Consider the following 16,920-nt stretch of genomic DNA (forward strand, 5'->3'; position numbering starts at 1 on the left):
AATGACAATATTGTCAAGTTTAATTTATTTCAGCTTCTCATCATTTTTCTCACTTTGGATGAGATCCTGAAACAAGTTCAGGATGACTCAACCTTTTTATTTCAATGATCATTCTGTATTAAAAAATCTTTTTAGATTCTTCGATAAACTCAGAATGACAAACTTCTCAATATTATTCTCCTCTAAAATACGCTACCGCATTTTTAAAGATGTTCATGTAGCTTACGCCTGGAATATTTTTATATAAACCTTCTTCGTAACGTTCTGGGTGTCCCATTCTTCCGTAAACCTTACCACAAGGAGAAACAATACCTTCTACAGCGAATGTAGATCCATTTGGATTGTATGGCATTTCACCTGCTAATTTACTGTCTAAAGTTACGAATTGTGTTGCGATTTGTCCATTATTAATCAACTTTTGTAACTCAATTTCGTTAGCAACAAAACGACCTTCTCCGTGCGAGAATGGAATCCAATATTCTTGTCCTTCCATACCTTGTAACCAAGGAGAATGAGATTTATTAACTCTAACTTTAGCTAATTGCGTAATGTGACGACCAATTTCGTTAAACGTTAAAGTTGGTGTATCCTCTTCTAACGTTTGGATTCTACCGTAAGGTAATAATCCTGATTTAATTAAACCTTGGAATCCGTTACAAATTCCTAAAACTAAACCATCGCGATCTAATAAATTATGAATCGCATCTTTAATTTTTTCGTTACGTAAAACCGTTGCGATAAATTTACCTGATCCGTCTGGCTCATCTGCTGCAGAGAATCCACCTGGAACAAATAAAATATTTGCTTGGTTAATTTCATTTACAAAAGCATCAACTGAATCTTCTACATCTTGTGTAGATAAATTTTTGAAAGGAATTGAAGAAACTACTGCTCCTTCTCTTCTGAAAGCTTTCGCAGAATCATATTCAGAATTTGTACCTGGGAAAATCGGAATGAAAACTCGAGGATTTTCTATCTTAACTTTAGCTTTTGCAATTAGTTCATTTGCAACTAAAGTTTGATCTTCAATTGTACCTTCTGCCTTTGATTTATATGGGAATAACGAATGGAATGTATTTTTCCATTGTTGTTTTAATTCAACTAAGTTGATTGTTTCACCATTGATTACAAAAGATTTTTCTGCTTGTGTTGTTCCTAAATCTTTATAGTTTCCTTGGATTGAAGCAGGAACTTCTAAATCATTTGTATGTTCGATGATGATTGCTCCTGGGTAATATTTTGCAAGATCTAAATCTGTGTTAATTGTAAATCCGATTTCATTACCAAAAGCCATATTCGCTAAAGTTTCAGCGATTCCTCCAAACTTTACTGTCATCATAGCTTGTACATTTGTACGATCTAATGAAGAAATAAAATTGAAAATATCTTTTACAATATCAGCATCTAATAAATAATCTTCGTTTTGTGTTGGAATGAAAACTGAAATTTTAGAAGTTGTTTGAGCAAAAGTTCCTGAAACAATTTTATCATCAGTTGATGGAGCAACTGCAAACGAAATTAAAGTTGGTGGAACATCAATATCTTGATATGAACCCGACATTGAATCTTTACCTCCAATTGCAGGAATTCCGAATTGGCGTTGTGCTTCAATTGTTCCTAAAATTGCAGCAAATGGTTTTCCCCAACGTGTAGCTTCGTCTCTTAATTTCTCAAAATACTCTTGAAAAGTTAAACGAATATCTTCGTATTTCGCTCCAGCAGCAACAATTTTTGTCATTGAATCTACTACTGCGAAGTAACCTCCGTGGTAGTTAGACCAACGAGAAACTACTGGACTAAATCCGTAAGATGCTACAGAAACAGCAGTTGTAAAACCATCTGTTGGGAATTTTTGTACAGAAACATCTTCTGGCGTATCCATAAATTGACCACCAAAAGCATTTAAAATAGTAGAACGTCCAACGTTATTATCAAACATTTCTACCATACCTTTTTGTGATGCGTGATTTAACTCTTGCATCATTTCAATAAACGCTTCTTTATTAAAAGGTTTATTTTCAAAAGGATTTATATTTTCACCGTTCGTAACCTCAACTTGCGCTTGTTTACGAACACCGTTTGTATCTAAGAATTTACGATCTAACTCAACAATTTTAGTTCCTTTCCAAACTAAAGTCATTGTATCATCTGCAGTAACTTCAGCAACACAAGTTGCATCTAAGTTTTCTGTTTTTGCTAAAGCGATGAATTTCTCCACATCTTTCGCTTCAACAGCAACAGCCATACGCTCTTGCGATTCAGAGATAGCTAATTCAGTTCCGTTAAGACCTGCATATTTTAATGGAACTCTGTCTAAATCAACATTGATTCCACGAGCAATTTCTCCGATTGCTACAGAAACACCTCCAGCTCCGAAATCGTTACATTTTTTAATTAATGCTAAAACTTCTGGATTACGGAATAAACGTTGAATTTTACGTTCAACGATTGCATTTCCTTTTTGTACTTCAGCCGATAAATCGTCTAATTTTAATCCGTCATGAGTTTTAGAAGAACCTGAAGCTCCACCTACTCCATCACGACCTGTTGCACCACCTAATAAGATGATTTTATCTCCAGCAACTGGCTCTTCACGGCGAACGTATTCTTTTTTAACTGCTCCAGCTACAAAACCTACTTCCATACGTTTTGCTTTGTATCCTTCGTCGTAAATCTCTTTAACAAAAGTCGTAGCTAAACCAATTTGATTTCCATAAGAGCTGTATCCATTTGCTGCTTCTTTCGAAATTTTACGTTGTGGTAATTTACCTGGTAACGTATCTTCAATTTTTTCTAAAGGATTTGCAGCTCCCGTAATACGCATTGCTTGGAAAACGTAAGAACGTCCACTTAAAGGATCGCGGATTGCACCACCCACACATGTTGAAGCACCTCCGTATGGCTCTACCTCTGTTGGGTGATTGTGTGTTTCATTTTTGAATTGTAGTAACCAATCTTCTTCTACTCCATCAATAGTAATTGGAACAACGATAGAACAAGCATTGATTTCTTCAGAAACGTCAATATTTTTAACCACACCTGTACGCGATAAATATTTACCCATAATCGTTGCTAAGTCCATCATACGAATTGGCTTCGTAATTCCTAACTCCTCTCGGATTTGTAAATAATAGTCGTAAGTGCGTTGAATTGTTTCGTTGAATTGAGAATTAAATTGTACATCTGTAATTTCTGTCTCGAAAGTAGTGTGACGACAGTGATCTGACCAGTATGTATCTAACACTTTTAATTCTGTGTCTGTAGGGTTACGGTTGATTGATTTGAAGTGGTCTTGGATAAATAGTAAGTCATCCATTTCCATCGATAAACCGTATTGATTGTAGATTTCTTTTAATCCTGCTTCATCAGCTGTAGTAAATCCATCAATAATTGGAACTTCTGTCGCTTCTGGATTAACACCAATCTCTAGTTTATTTAAATCTTTAACTCGAGATTCGATTGGATTAATTAAGTAATCTTGTACTTTTTGTAATTCTTCTGAACTAATATCATTGAATACATAAAGTAGTCCTGACTTTACAGTAACGCCTTCTACGTTCATTAATACTAAACATTGTTCAGCAGAATCGTCGCGTTGATTGTATTGTCCTGGTAAAAATTCTGTTGCGAAATAGTTTTGTGTTTGCGGAAATGAATTGTCTAAGACTTCATTCAAATCAGTATAAATAATGTCAGTTACAGGATCTGCAAATACATTATTCTGAGTTAATTGCATCTGCTCTTCAGTGATTCCGAATAGATCATAAATAACAAAAACCTTGCACACAATTGTAGGTACAAGGTTTTTTAACTCTATTGTAGTATTCTGACTGATAACGTCAAAATTTAATTTCTTCTGAATGAATAGTCTTTTGTTCATTGGTGTGTTTGTGTGTTGTATTGGCTTCTTTGTGTTTCAACATGTGTACGACTACATCAACAAACTACTTTTTATTTTTTCTTGAAGGGTTCAAAACTTCGATTAAAAAAATAAAAAAAATTTGTAGTGGCAATTTTTTACGGTCTGCCGTAGAGACGCTCAACCTTATTATGAGCTATACAAATGTTGTAAACTTTAAAAACTAAATTCACCTCTTTAAAAGTGAAGTGCAAATTTAAAAATATTAATTTGAAAAAACTAACATATTATGTCTAAAAACCTGATATTTTTCGAATATTATATTTTAAGAATTCTTTAAGGTTTAGATAAATATAAACTTTATCTCTTTTTGTTATTATTTAATCAATTTCTACTGTTTTTTAATAGATTTAATTCAAAAATTATCAGATATAATAATATTACATTTCACTAAATAGAGTGATTATAAATTATAATATTTACTTAATTATGATTTATAAAATTGAAGAATCATTAACAGTTAACTTAAAGTTAAAAAAAATGATATATATACAATCGGAATAGTTATTGAATAAAGCCTCAATCTTTTTAGTAAATATATATTCATGCATAATTTATCCAATAAAGTCAATCTTAACACAAGCTCCGAACTCAATAAAAATAAAGTAATACGTAAAAAATTTATCGATAGTATTTATGAATCTAACATCAATAAAAAGGATTATTTCTTAATTTCATCTACCATAATATTAATGTTAATTTCTATATTTTTTATTATATTTTTTAATAAAGAAATAGAAATCTGGCATACGAAAAAAATTCAAACATGGTGGGGTGCTACTTTTAATTATTTAGGGATCATATTGCTTATAACCAAACTTAGCTTTATTCTATATCTTTTCTACTTATATACTAAATATAAAGCTGTTAAAGACATTCCATCAGAAAACTTACCTACATGTACAGTAATAGTTCCTGCATATAATGAAGGAAAATTGGTTTTTAATACCTTATTAAGTTTAGCCGACAGCGATTATCCAACAGAAAAACTCGAAATACTTGCTATTGATGATGGTAGTAAAGATGATACTTGGAATTGGATTAAAGAAGCTAAATTAATTTTAGGTGATCGTTTATCTATACATAAGCAACCTAAAAATATGGGGAAAAGACATGCATTACATTGGGGATTCACAACTGGGAAAGGTGAAATATTTATTACTGTTGACAGCGACTCTATTGTAAATGATAAAACAATTAGGAACATAGTGAGTCCTTTTATTACAAATGACAATTGCGGCGCTGTAGCTGGTAATGTAAAAGTTTTAAATAAAAAAAACGGAATAATTCCTAAGATGCTAAACGTTAGTTTTGCATTTAGTTTTGAGTTTGTCCGTTCTGCACAAAGTAGCTTAGGATCTGTTTTATGCACGCCTGGAGCATTAGCAGCATATAAAAGAGAGGCTGTATTAAATTGTCTAGATTCATGGATAAATCAAACTTTTCTAGGACAACCTAGTGCAATAGGAGAAGATAGAGCGTTAACTAATATGATTTTAAAACAAGGGTATAATGTATTATTTCAAAAAAATGCAATAGTTTATACAAATACTCCTGAGAAATACAAAAATCTTTATAAGATGTTCATCAGATGGGAAAGAAGTAATGTCAGAGAAAATATTATGATGAGCAAGTTTGCTTTCAAAAATTTCAGAACTGGAACAAAATCTGGTACTAGAATTTTACTTTTAATGCAGTGGTTGAATATTATAGTTGCTATTCCTATTTTTATTAGTGTGATTATTTTCACATTTCTTAATCCTATTCTATTTATAGCGACTAGCTTTTCTGGAATTCTAATCTTTTCTAGTATTCAAATGATTTTTTATGCAAAAAAATATAAAACAAAAGAAGCTTTATTTGCTTATGTCTATAGCATATTCTATATGTTTGGATTATTTTGGATAACACCTTATGCAATTGTAACTGCTAGAAAAAGTGGATGGCTTACAAGAGAATTAACTGAATAAAAAAAGCTACTAAATTTAGTAGCTTTTTTTTATTAGAATTTTGCAAAACTAAGTTTATGAATCAATTCAATAAAATTAGTTGAATTTGTTTTATTTAAAATATTCTTACGATGTGTATCAATCGTGTACTTACTAATATTTAATTTATCAGAAATCTCATTACTATTTAGACCTTCTTTTATCAACGACAATATTTCAACTTCACGTTTAGATAAATTATAACAATTATCAGAATCTAAATAAATTCCTCTTGCTTTATCAAAAGCTTTATGATCATTTATAGGTCTAACGTCATAATCGTCAATGCGTTTATGTATTACTAAAGTTTTACTTAAATGCCCTTGATTTGTAACCTCAATTGCTTGGCATTGTTGCTGCATTGTCATTATTGTTCCATTTTTAGCTATAATTCTATAAGTATATGTGAACAAATACTGAAAATGTTGATTGAAAGATAAATTATTTGTAAATAACAAATCTCTTTCTTCACATTTAAAGAAATAATCTAAATCATCAGTATGAATAATCTTTATTAAATGATCTAAATTAAACGTCTTATCATCATAGCCTGTTAGAGTAGCAAATGCATTATTAACAAACACAATTTCGTTTTGAACGCAATCGTATATAAAAAAATAACTTTCAATTAATTCTGGCTGATGAGGATCTACTTGTTCATTTACTTTTGAACTTTGATTTTGAAAAAGCTCATTCCACTTTTCATTTTCTATATTCTTGTGCATTATTATTTTACTTAGTTAGATTTTTGCAAATTATTGATATTAGACTAAATAACCTATTAAAACTTAATAGATAAATTCAATACAATTAGTTTCTAATCTTATATAAAAAACAAGATACTCATCTAAATGTAATTATTAATTACTTGACCTATAAAAAATACAATATAAGTTATTAATTAATAAACTATATATGAATATATTAAATAATTTTAATTATTTACATAAAAAATATACAATTTTAAAGTGCTAATTCTAATTATAACTTAAAATAATATGTAATTTTTGTAAAAAAATCAATTTGAAAACAAGCTAATCTTTAAGAATTTTCACTCTTTTAAAATCAATTTCAATTAAAAAAACTAATTTTAACCCAAAGAATTAATATAATGTTTAAAAAGAAATTATTTTTTGGAATGTTGATGGGCTCAGCAATCCTAATGAATTCTTGTTCAAAATCTGAAAATGGTACTTGGGACGAGAGTAATTATTTTTTTGCCGCAAGTGAATTACCTTACGGAACAACAGATTTTAGCAAAGTTAAAACAGCCGACTTTAAACCTGCTTTATTAGAAGGTATGCGTCAACAAATTGAGGAAATTGGTAAAATCACTTCAAATACAGAAGCACCAAGTTTTGAAAACACTTTAGTTGAATTAGAAAAAACTGGTCAATTATTAGGTCGTGTTTCATCCTCATTTAATGTATTAACAGGAACTGAAACAAACGAAGAATTACAAGCTTTAGAAGAAGAATTAGCTCCTAAATTTGCCGCTCATAGTGATGCAATTTACTTAAATGGAGATTTATTTGCTCGTGTTAAGAAAATCTACGAACAAAAAGATGCCTTAAATTTAGATTCAGAATCAGCTCGATTATTAGAAACATATTATAATAAATTTGTTTTAGCTGGTGCTGATTTACCAGAAGCTGAAAAAGAAAAATTAAAGAAAATCAATGAAGAAATTGCTTCTTTAAACACAAAATTCGGTACACAATTATTAAATGCAACTAAATCTGGTGGAATCACTTTAACAAAAGAAGAGTTAGAAGGATTATCTCAGCAAGATTTAGATGCTTTAAAACAAGAAGACGGAACGTACAAAATCTCTTTGTTAAGCACAACACAACAACCAGAATTACAAAATTTAGTAAAGAAGGAAACTCGTCAAAAATTATTTGACGCATCATGGAATCGTACTTCTAAAGGAGATACAAATGATACACGCCAAACAATTTTAGATATTGCGAACAAACGTGCAGAAAAAGCTAAACTTTTAGGTTACGAAAATTATGCACAATGGTCATTACAATCTCAAATGGCTAAAACTCCAGAAGCTGTAAATGAATTCTTAGGTGATATGATTTCAGTTTCTACTAAAATGGCTGAAAAAGAAGCAGAAGAAATTCAGAATTTAATCAATCAAGAAGAAGTTCCTTACGAATTATCTGCAGCTGACTGGAATTTCTATTCTGAAAAAATACGTAAAGCAAAATATGATTTAGACGAAAACGAAATCAAACCTTACTTAGAAGTTTGGTCAATTTTAGAAAACGGAATTTTCTTTATGGCGAACAAAATGTACGGAATGACGTATGTTGAGCGTAAAGATATCCCAACTTGGAACAAAGATGTACGTGTGTACGAATTATTCAACGAAGACAAAACTCCAATCGGTTTATTCTATGTTGATTTCTTTAAACGTGATTCTAAACAAGGTGGAGCTTGGATGAGTAATATTGTTGAGCAATCGACTTTATTAAACCAAAAACCTGTAATTTATAACGTATGTAACTACACAAAAGCACCAGAAGGACAGCCAACGTTAATTACTTTTGACGATGCAATTACAATGTTCCACGAATTTGGTCACGCATTACACGGATTATTCGCTACTCAAAAATATCCATCTTTATCTGGTACAAATGTAGCACGTGATTTTGTTGAGTTCCCATCTCAATTCCACGAGCATTTTGCAACTTATCCAGAAGTTTTAAAGAATTACGCGAAACACTACAAAACAGGAGAAGTTATGCCTGATGCGTTAATCGCTAAAATGGAAAAAGCGAAAAACTTTAATAAAGGATATGCTTTAACTGAAATTTTATCGGCTTCTGCTTTAGATATGTCTTGGCATACAATCGGTGCTGATCAGAAAATTACTGATGCTGCTAAATTTGAAGCAGATGCTTTAGTTAAAAATAATACAGCAATCAAATCAGTTCCGCCTCGTTACGGTTCTACTTTCTTTAATCACGTATTTGGTGGTGGATATGCTGCTGGATACTATGCGTATTTATGGGCTGAAATGTTAGACCACGATGCGTTTGAATGGTTAAAAGAAAACGGAGGAATGACTCGTGAAAACGGTCAAATTTTAAGAGATAAAGTATTCTCTCGTGGTAACTCTGAAGATTATACAGAAATGTATAAAAAATTCCGCGGAAAGGAAGCTTCAGTTGATCCAATGTTAAAATATCACGGTTTAAAATAAGAATAATTCTTACATACAAAAAAGGCGAAAACTAGAAGTTTTCGCCTTTTTTAATTTTATAATAAAGCAATTATTTCACTTAGATAATTGTATCGACTGGAAATAATTTTCTGAATGTAATTCCTACTAACGGACCTGCAATAATAACTTGTAATGGATAAGCCATTGCAAAGTTTTTAGGAATTGAAGCTAACCAATTCATAACCCAATCACTATTAAATTCTGTAAATAATAAAGAACAAATCGTAGACATAATTAATACCATTTGTGTTACAAAACATAATGCTGAAATTAAAATCTTTTTAGGTAAAGGATCTTCTTCTTTTACAAATTTATGAATCAACGCAATTGCAGTTTTTCCTACAAAAAACCATTCGACTATCATTGCGATTATATAAGTAATCGGAAAAATCAACCATGCTTTCTGTAAAGCTTCAAAAGTAAATCCTTCGTGTTTCATTACATTATAAGTTGTCATTAAAAAAGGCCATCATAATCGTATAAACAAGTTCTTCTCTTTTATTTACAGGCATCTGAATCATATCAATTCTTTTTAATTTTTTAAAAACGTGAAAATCTAATTGAGATTAATTATGATTGATGAAAATCTTAATCAGTAATCATAATAAATATTATCAATAAATTTGATTGAATATGAATCTAATTATCAATAAAATCAATTTATGAAAATCAATTCTATTATTCTTTGATTTTTTTTATCAAAACAATAAATTTGCATCAACAAAATATTAATCAATGGGAAGAGCTTTTGAATTTAGAAAAGGGCGTAAAATGAAACGTTGGGCTGCAATGTCTAAAGCGTTTACAAGAATTGGTAAGGACATCGTAATGGCTGTAAAAGCTGGTGGACCAGATCCTAGTTCAAATTCTCAATTACGTGCAGTTATCCAAAATGCGAAAGCGGCTAATATGCCAAAAGATAACATTGAACGCGCGATTAAGAAAGCATCTGACAAAAATACTGAAAACTATAAAGAAGTACTTTTTGAAGGTTACGGACCACACGGTATTGCTATTATCGTTGAAACTTCAACAGACAACAACAACCGTACAGTTGCTAATGTTCGTTCTTATTTCAGTAAATGTAACGGTCAATTAGGAACACAAGGTTCTGTAGAGTTTATGTTTGACCATATTTGTAACTTCAAAATTCAAAAACCTGAAGGATTCGATATGGAAGAATTAGAATTCGAGATGATTGATTTTGGAGTTGAAGAAGTTTTCGAAGACGAAGATGGAATTGTTTTAATTGCTCCATTTGAAAATTATGGAACAATCTTCAAATCCTTAGAAGAAGGTGGTTATTCAATTATTTCTTCTGAGTTTGAAAGAATTCCTCAAACAACTAAAGAATTAACAGAAGAACAAAAAGCTGATATCGAAAAGTTATTAGAGAAATTTGACGAAGATGAAGACGTAAACCACGTTTATCATACAATGTTAGAAGACGAAGAAGAGGAAGAAGCTTAATTTCTTATTCTTATCTAAAATATTACCTCTCATAAATTTGAGAGGTTTTTTTATACACAAAAATGAAGAAAACATTACTTTTACCTAATGACCAAACAACTCATAAAACCACAATATAAACTAGGCCGAAAAGGACTTATATTTTTAATTTTTCTTTTAAATATGACTGGTCCAATGTCTACAGATTTATATCTATCTGCATTCCCTACTCTACTAAAAGAATTTAATACAACATCAAATATATTAAACTACACCTTAGTTGGTTTCTTTATCAGTTTTGCAATTGGAATGTTATTTATAGGTCCATTAAGCGATAAAATAGGTAGAAAACCAGTTTTACTTTCAGGGATTTTCATTTATGGATTATCTTCCTTATTCTGTTCATTTTCTACTTCCGTAGAGATGTTAATCTTTTTTAGAGTTACACAAGCTATTGGAGCTGGAGGAATGATTGCTGTTTCTACAGCCATGGTAAAAGATAGTTTTACGGACGAAGACAGACCAGGAATTATCGCATTATTACAAATGCTTGGTGCTTTCGCTCCTACTGTTGCGCCATTAATTGGTGCTCAAATTTTAAAATATTATTCTTGGCAAGTTACATTTGATGTATTAGCAGCCTCTGCTTTATTTTCATTTATTATAAGTTTATTTGTCACAGAAACACTTGATAAAAAAGACCGATTAAAAGGAAATATATTTACTTCTGTTTTATCATTAAAAGACATATTAATCAATAAGCCATTCATTACATTTTTATTATCAATGTACGGAATGTCGCTTATTTACATGTCGTTTCTTGCTATTAGTTCTTATATCTATATCGAATGGTTTAACCTTTCAGAAACCGAATACAGTTTATTTTTTGCTGTCAATTCAATGATACTTTTAGTAGGTCCTAATGTATATTTATTAGTAAGAAAACATTTATTACCTAATCAAATTGTACAAATTACATTTGCAACAGTTTTAATTGCTGGATTTTTAATCTTAACTATTGGTAAAATTTCGCCCTATCTATTTTTACTTTCTTTTGCTCCAATTACATTTAGTAATGGTTTTTTAAGATCATTTTCATCAAATATTTTATTAGGCCAAAAAGAAATGAATTCTGGTGGCGTTTCATCAGTTATGAATTTTTCCGGAACAGCTTTAGGAGCTATAGGAATGATGTTAGGTACCTTAGGGTGGACTAATTATGTACAAGGACTTGGATGGATCACTTTTATTGGTGTTTCTTTTAGTATTACTTTATGGATAATTTTCCTTAAAAAAGGCTATAAATTACACGGAATGTAACAATAGATAAAAGCTAAATACACACTTATTATGATTAATAAAATTTAAGTTATAATAGAATATTTCAATCAATTTTATGAATTATTTTAATTTTCAGCCGTACTTTTGCACTCATTTTGTCGTAAAATAGTAAGAATGATTAAAATTTATCCGTTAAGAGAAGTACAATACCAAGTAAACAATACTAAAGAATTTAATTACATAGAGAATTTAGACTTAGTTGATGAAGCTAATGGTTATGTTTTAACGGTTCGTCCTTTTTTAGTTCATGTTGGTGATGAATTAATTTTAATTGATGCAGGATTTGGATTACACCAAGATGGTAAATCTCAGTTGGTAGAAAGAATCGAAGAAGTTGGATTCTATGCTACTGCAGTTTCTCGTGTTTTAATTTCGCACTTACACAAAGATCATATTGGTGGTATTGGACGCATGGTCGAAAATAAATTAGAAACTTACTTTCCGAATGCTAAAATTTACATTCATGAAGACGAAATGATGTATACAATGGCTTTAGAAGGTCATCAATCTTATGATTATAACATTATCAAAGGTTTACAATACCATCCACAAGTAAACTATTTACGTGAGGATTCAGGTCAAATCACTAAAAACATTCGTTTTGAAAAAGTTGGTGGTCACGTTCCACATCAAATGGTTTTCTGGATTTCAGATGAAGATGATACAGTTTTTTACGGAGCAGATAATTTACCACAATTAAGTTATTTAAAATACGATTGCTCATTCAAAAATGATGTTAATGGTAAAGATGCTCAAGATTCTCGTCGCATTTGGCAAGAGCAAATGAAAAAAGAAAATTGGACCGTTTTATTCTATCACGGAAAAACTACAGCTGTTAAGAAATTCTAATTTCAGAACAATATATATTCAAAAGCTCGAACTTCTAAGTTCGAGCTTTTTTTATGCTATATTTTTATGAATCAATTCTATAAAATTTAACATTTATCACGACACTACTTGGCAGAATGAAACTTGAATTTTGCAATGCAAAAAAATTTCAACAATGAATTTTGATCGTGTTAGTGAAAAGTTGAATATACTTGCGGATGCTGCAAAGTATGATGTTTCCTGCTCTTCTAGCGGTGGAAACAGAAAAAATAATAACAAAGGTTTAGGCGATTCTAAAGCGTCAGGAATTTGTCATACCTATACAGAAGATGGCCGATGTGTTTCTCTATTAAAAATTCTTTTAACCAATCATTGCATTTACGATTGTGCTTTTTGTGTTTCGCGAAAAAGTAACGATGTACAACGCGCTGCATTTACAGTTGAAGAAGTTGTAGATTTAACGATTAATTTTTACCGCAGAAATTACATCGAAGGATTATTTTTAAGTTCAGGAATCTTTAAGAATGCAGATTTCACTATGGAACGTTTGGTTCGAATTGCGAAGAAACTTCGATTAGAACATCGTTTTAATGGTTATATTCATTTAAAATCAATTCCAGGTGCAAGTGAAGAATTGTTAACTGAAGCTGGTTTGTATGCCGATCGTTTATCTATTAATCTTGAAATGCCTACCGAAGAAGGATTAAAGTTAGTCGCTCCTGAAAAATCGCATGCAGATGTACAGAAACCGCTTGGTTTCGTGAATAATAAAATCATTCAATTAAAGAACGAAAAGAAGTTAATTAAATCAGTTCCGAAGTTTGCTCCTGCAGGACAATCTACACAAATGGTAATTGGCGCAACTCCCGAAAATGATTTTCAGATAATGTCTATTGCTAATCAATATTACAATGATTACAATTTAAAACGTGTGTACTATTCAGGTTTTATTCCAATTAATCATAACGATTCACTTTTACCATCAATTGGTTCGCAACCGCCGTTATTACGCGAAAACAGATTGTATCAAACCGATTGGTTAATGCGTTTTTATCAATTTGATGTACATGAAATTTTGAATGAAACTAATCCACATTTAGACACAGATATCGATCCAAAATTAAGTTATGCTTTACGTAATTTACATCATTTTCCGGTTGACATCAATACCGCAGATTACCACATGATTTTGCGTATTCCTGGAGTAGGTGTGCGTTCTGTTAAAAAAATAATGGCAGCAAGAAAATTTGGTAAAATTAGAACGTATCAATTAAAAAGTTTTGGAATTGCATACAACAGAGCTCGTTATTTTATGCGTTGCGAAGATGATCAATACCAACGTTTAGAATTGCTTCCGACGCAAATTAAGAGTAAGATTTTAAGTAATTCTCAGAGTAAATATTTAAAGAACGATCCGAATCAGTTGGTATTATTTGGCTAATGGAAAATTATGTATTTGATGGAAGTTTTGATGGTTTGATGACTTTAATTTTTGATTATTATGTCAGAAAACCTCGAAAAGTAAAGGTTTGGAATGAAAAGGATTTTCAACCTTCAATGTTTGATGAAGTGCACGAAGTCATCTCTGATCCTGATAAAGCGAAGCGAGTTCGAACTAAATTGAAAACCAAATTGAGCAAACAAGGTTGGAAAAGATTTTATTGTACTTTTTTATCTGAACAAAAGGAAGCATTTCAACATTTATTTGATTTTGCTCGATACGTGATTGATTCTAATCAGAATGTAGAATCTAATTTTGGAAATGAGGATGTTTTATATTTAGCACAAATGTATAGAAAGGTTAATCGTGAGAAACATCATTTTGAAGCTTTTATTCGTTTTGAACAATTTCCTGATGGAACATTTTATTCAACCATCGAACCGAAATACCATATTTTACCTTTAATCTTAAATCATTTTAAAAATAGATATGCAGATCAAAATTGGATTATCTATGATTTGGTGAGAAAAACAGGTCTTTTGTATTCGAAAGATGAAGAAAAAGTAATACCAATTCATCTTGATTTTGCTCCTAAACAAAATCATTCCATCGTAAAATCGTACGAACCGACCGAGCAACAATACCAGGATTTATGGAAAGGTTATTTTAAATCTGCGAATATTCCGGCGCGTAAAAACACCAAATTACACGTACAATTATTACCAAAACGCTTCTGGAAATACCTTACGGAAAAGGAATATTAAATTATTTTAAAATTTATTTCTCTGACTTTGTTTTAGTTAAAGAAAAGTTTAAAAAAAAGTTACTAAAACGCTTGCAAAACCCGATTAAATGGGTGTATATTTGCATCAGAGAAAACGTAATAGACCACGTTTAACACAACTGGAGAGTTGGCAGAGTGGTCGAATGCGGCAGTCTTGAAAACTGTTGAGGGTCATACCTCCGGGGGTTCGAATCCCTCACTCTCCGCTAAGAAGCCTTGAAGTTTACTCTTCGAGGCTTTTTTTGTGTATTAAAATTACTTCATCAATTAACATTTAGAAAGAGTTGGAAGTGTATTTGAAAGAAATACATTTAAATAAAAAATATTAATTGTTTTTATTTAGATTTAGTCTTAATATATTTGAATGAATTAAAACTTACTCATGAAAACTCAAATTTTAGCTTTTTTAGCTTTAGGAACTTCTATAGCTATGGCACAAAATAAAAAAACAGAACCAGTAATACTTCCAGCTGATGTTCAGGTAAAAATAGCTTTATTGGCAGCACCAGAAAATGTCCGCGGAGATGCTAAAGTTTTAGGATACAACGAAAAAGGTGATGTTGTTGAATTAAAAACGGTACAAGTAATTTTATTTGCCTAGCACCAGATTATAAAATGCCAAACTATTACGCTTCTTACTGTTATCCAGATTCTTTAGAACCATTAATGGCGCGTGGTCGCGAATTAATAAAAGAAGGAAAAAGAAATCAAAGAAATGATATACGTGCAAAAGAATATGAAGAACGTAAATTCTCTATACCTAAAGCACCTACAACTATGTATGGTTATTGGGGTACTTTAGCCAATTTAGATCAAACAACTGGTGAAATGAGCGATGCAAAAAGAAGATATGTAATCTACGTATCTGGTGCAAAAGCTAGTGATTTAGGTTTATCAAATCAACCAAATAATCTTGGAATGCCTTGGTTAATGGACGAAGGAACTTACAAAGCACACATAATGATTACCCCGCCAATAGAACATAAACATTAATAATAAAGGCTTCCTAATAGGAAGCCTTTTCTTTTTATTTTTTAAAATTTTCAGAAACTATTAATTTCAGAGCATTAATCGATCCATCATCATTTTTAAATTTATGTCGTATTGATTTATAATGATCTAAAACTTCTACTGACTTATGATATAATACTGAATCTACTTCTTTTTTAGGAACATAATTATCAGGATAAGCATAGACAAAATATCCACTCTCTCGCTCATAAGTAGGTATTTGGAAAAATTTTCTTTTTACAAATTCATTTTTTTTCTCATTACTATATTCCGCTTCAGTATAAAAATCTACTGCATGAGAAGGGTAACCAAATAAATACCCAAATCCACGCAAACGATCGTATTTAAAGCCGTATTCATTTGCTGTTATTAGTATTTCTGGATTTACACCTTCTACCCAACCAAATTGACCAAAAAAGTGCTTATGCTCTCGTAATACTCTATTTACTGCACTTTCTCTTGCTACATAAAGTTGTATATTTTTTTCTTTTTTATTATTTGACTTATATGGTAAAACAAAGAATTTTAAATCTGGAATATTTAATTGATTAAATCCGTCTTGTATATTTTTAATTTGATCCAAATATTTTTGATTCTCAACCTCATCAAATGCTTTTCCAGATATATAAGCTAAACTATCAGTATTAGCAATTGGAAATGTATACATTGACAAACTACTAATAGGCTTTATATCTGATATTAAGGTATATAAAGCTTCACGGTCAAGACCTTTTTGCAAAATAGAATCAATTAGTACTGATGTTTCAGCTGAAAGAGGATTTGTATTAGATACAACTTCATTTTGGACTTTTGTTTGTGGTTTTGAAGATGTATAAGTTATTTTACAGCTTGTTAAAAATGCTGTAGTTAATATTACAATAGATGTATTTCTTACAAAGAATTTCTTAATCGTCTTCATAT

13 protein-coding genes, 1 tRNA gene and 1 riboswitch are annotated in these 16,920 nt (G+C 30.7%); of the genes, 10 read left to right on the forward strand and 4 right to left on the reverse strand.

Features of this window, described 5'->3' with window-relative positions; all coding sequences use genetic code 11:
• Positions 1–172: 172 nt before the first annotated feature.
• Positions 173–3,880 carry a phosphoribosylformylglycinamidine synthase gene (locus EAH69_RS01615; RefSeq protein ID WP_121933457.1) on the reverse strand — a complete coding sequence of 1,236 codons (3,708 nt, stop codon included), beginning with the start codon at positions 3,878–3,880 and terminating at the stop codon, positions 173–175.
• Between the two features lie 104 nt (positions 3,881–3,984).
• A riboswitch (purine riboswitch) is annotated at positions 3,985–4,083 on the reverse strand.
• A 381-nt stretch (positions 4,084–4,464) separates the two neighbouring features.
• Between EAH69_RS01615 and EAH69_RS01620 the strand changes: the two genes are divergently transcribed.
• Entirely contained in the window at positions 4,465–5,889 is a 1,425-nt protein-coding gene (locus EAH69_RS01620; RefSeq protein ID WP_121933458.1) for a glycosyltransferase, read from the forward strand.
• 32 nt (positions 5,890–5,921) lie between these two features.
• Here EAH69_RS01620 and EAH69_RS01625 read toward each other — a convergent pair whose 3' ends face one another.
• Positions 5,922–6,632, reverse strand: coding sequence for a LuxR C-terminal-related transcriptional regulator (locus EAH69_RS01625; RefSeq protein WP_121933459.1), 711 nt, complete (start codon positions 6,630–6,632; stop codon positions 5,922–5,924).
• Between the two features lie 386 nt (positions 6,633–7,018).
• Here EAH69_RS01625 and EAH69_RS01630 point away from each other — a divergent pair, with 386 nt between their 5' ends.
• Positions 7,019–9,124, forward strand: a complete 2,106-nt coding sequence (locus EAH69_RS01630) for a M3 family metallopeptidase (RefSeq protein WP_121933460.1) — start codon at positions 7,019–7,021, stop codon at positions 9,122–9,124.
• A 79-nt stretch (positions 9,125–9,203) separates the two neighbouring features.
• On the opposite strand, the gene EAH69_RS01635 is transcribed toward EAH69_RS01630, so the two are convergent.
• Positions 9,204–9,584 (reverse strand): DUF2798 domain-containing protein, encoded by a 381-nt coding sequence (locus tag EAH69_RS01635; protein ID WP_230466660.1) that lies wholly within the window; start codon positions 9,582–9,584, stop codon positions 9,204–9,206.
• Positions 9,585–9,880: 296 nt separating this feature from the next.
• Here EAH69_RS01635 and EAH69_RS01640 point away from each other — a divergent pair, with 296 nt between their 5' ends.
• From EAH69_RS01640 to EAH69_RS13885, 8 genes are all read left to right on the forward strand, one after another.
• A complete protein-coding gene (locus EAH69_RS01640; RefSeq protein ID WP_121933462.1) occupies positions 9,881–10,615 on the forward strand; it encodes a YebC/PmpR family DNA-binding transcriptional regulator in 735 nt (244 codons plus the stop codon).
• A gap of 87 nt (positions 10,616–10,702) precedes the next feature.
• On the forward strand, positions 10,703–11,914 hold the full coding sequence (locus EAH69_RS01645; protein WP_121933463.1) for an MFS transporter: 1,212 nt from the start codon (positions 10,703–10,705) through the stop codon (positions 11,912–11,914).
• A gap of 135 nt (positions 11,915–12,049) precedes the next feature.
• Entirely contained in the window at positions 12,050–12,784 is a 735-nt protein-coding gene (locus EAH69_RS01650) for an MBL fold metallo-hydrolase (protein WP_121933464.1), read from the forward strand.
• A gap of 154 nt (positions 12,785–12,938) precedes the next feature.
• Positions 12,939–14,204, forward strand: coding sequence for a putative DNA modification/repair radical SAM protein (locus EAH69_RS01655; RefSeq protein ID WP_121933465.1), 1,266 nt, complete (start codon positions 12,939–12,941; stop codon positions 14,202–14,204).
• On the forward strand, positions 14,204–14,968 hold the full coding sequence (locus EAH69_RS01660) for a TIGR03915 family putative DNA repair protein (RefSeq protein ID WP_121933466.1): 765 nt from the start codon (positions 14,204–14,206) through the stop codon (positions 14,966–14,968). Before EAH69_RS01655 ends, EAH69_RS01660 begins: the two co-directional genes overlap by 1 nt.
• Before the next feature lie 141 nt (positions 14,969–15,109).
• A tRNA-Ser gene (locus EAH69_RS01665) sits at positions 15,110–15,194 on the forward strand.
• A 176-nt stretch (positions 15,195–15,370) separates the two neighbouring features.
• Positions 15,371–15,589, forward strand: a complete 219-nt coding sequence (locus EAH69_RS13880; RefSeq protein WP_230466661.1) for a hypothetical protein — start codon at positions 15,371–15,373, stop codon at positions 15,587–15,589.
• Between the two features lie 14 nt (positions 15,590–15,603).
• Positions 15,604–15,981, forward strand: coding sequence for a hypothetical protein (locus EAH69_RS13885; protein ID WP_230466662.1), 378 nt, complete (start codon positions 15,604–15,606; stop codon positions 15,979–15,981).
• Positions 15,982–16,015: 34 nt separating this feature from the next.
• Here the strand turns inward: EAH69_RS13885 and EAH69_RS01675 are convergent, their stop codons facing one another.
• Positions 16,016–16,918: a hypothetical protein gene (locus tag EAH69_RS01675; RefSeq protein WP_121933467.1), complete on the reverse strand. Its 903-nt coding sequence runs from the start codon at positions 16,916–16,918 to the stop codon at positions 16,016–16,018.
• Positions 16,919–16,920: the final 2 nt, after the last annotated feature.

This window comes from Faecalibacter macacae, from assembly GCF_003687725.1.
Classification (GTDB): Bacteria; Bacteroidota; Bacteroidia; order Flavobacteriales; family Weeksellaceae; genus Empedobacter; species Empedobacter macacae.